Raw genomic sequence first — 1,245 nt, 5'->3', positions numbered from 1 at the left:
GAGCCGCCCCCTTCATTCGGTCCGGACGTTCTGTGAGTCGTCGGTTTCCATTTGATGGGTGCACTGCCGAGCGTACTCGGCTGGGGTTAGGTAGCCGAGCGAGGAGTGCCGGCGGTGGTGGTTGTACTCGTCCTTCCAGTCGCCGATGATGACCTGTGCGTGCAGCAGCGAGTAGAAGCTGTTGATGTTGAGGCACTCGTCGCGGATCCGGCTGTTGAACGACTCGACGTACCCGTTGCGCCACGGCGAGCCCGGAGGGATGTAGGACAGGCCGGTGCGGGTGCCAGCCCAGTCGGCCATCGCCTCGCTGATGAACTCCGGCCCGTTGTCCGACCTGAGCACCGCCGGGGCGCCCCGGGCGGCGACGAGGTCCTCGAGGTGGGCGGTGAGTCGGTCGGCGGTAATCGAGCGCTCCACGAGGCCGCCGATGCACTCCCGGGTGTGTTCGTCGACGATCGAGCAGATCTTGATCAATCGTCCGTGCTCGTCGGCGTCGAACTGGAAGTCCACCGCCCACACCACGTTCGGCGCGTCCGCCGTCGGCGCGTCGACGGTCGAGGACCCGACGCGCTTGCGTCGACGCCGCTGCGGGACCCGGAGCCCTTCGTCACGCCACAGGCGTTGGATCTTCTTGTGGTTCACCACCCACCCCTCGGCGCGGGCGTCGTGATACGCCCGCCGATACCCGTAGCGGGGATGGTCCTTCGCCCAGGCGCGCAGCCACTCCCTGAGCGCCCGATCCGGGTCCGTGACCGTGTCGCCCTTGAGCGGTCGCCGGTACGCGGAGCGGCTCAGCCCGACCAGACGGCACGCCATCCGTTCGCTCACCCGCAACTTGCGCTTGAGGTGATCGACGGCGGCGCGGCGCCTGTCCGGGCTTAGAAGTTTCCCTCAGCCAGCTCCTTGAGCGCGGCCTTCTCCAGCTCCGCTTCCGCGAGCAGACGCTTCAGGGTCGCGTTCTGCTTCTCCAACTCCTTCAGACGCTTTGCGTCGTCGGCCTTGAGGCCGCCGTACTGGTTCCGCCACCGGTAGTACGTCTGCTCGGACACCCCCAGCTCCCGGCACACCGCCGCGACGTCCTGACCATCGGTGAGCATCCTGTCGGCCTGCCCGAGCTTACGGACGACCTGCTCCGGGGTGTGACGCTTCCTGCTGTTCGTCATGATCTGACCAGTCTCCCTGCCCGCGACCGCGGGCAACAGGACGACTCTCATAACGACTGGACCTACGAAACGGGGTCAGCCC

General features: G+C 67.1%; 1 protein-coding gene. It reads right to left on the bottom strand.

Annotated features, from left to right (window positions below; genetic code table 11):
• Positions 1-12: 12 nt before the first annotated feature.
• Positions 13-1,163 (bottom strand): IS3 family transposase gene (locus ZBI01S_RS09365; RefSeq protein WP_110477080.1). Its coding sequence is split into 2 segments (ribosomal slippage): positions 13-893 and positions 893-1,163, totalling 1,152 coding nucleotides; the frame shifts between segments, so codons are not numbered across the junction.
• Positions 1,164-1,245: the final 82 nt, after the last annotated feature.

The sequence above is a fragment of the [Zimmermannella] bifida NBRC 103089 genome (assembly GCF_001570925.1).
GTDB classification, from domain to species: domain Bacteria; phylum Actinomycetota; class Actinomycetes; order Actinomycetales; family Microbacteriaceae; genus Gulosibacter; species Gulosibacter bifidus.
This window is presented reverse-complemented; position numbering and strand designations above follow the sequence as displayed.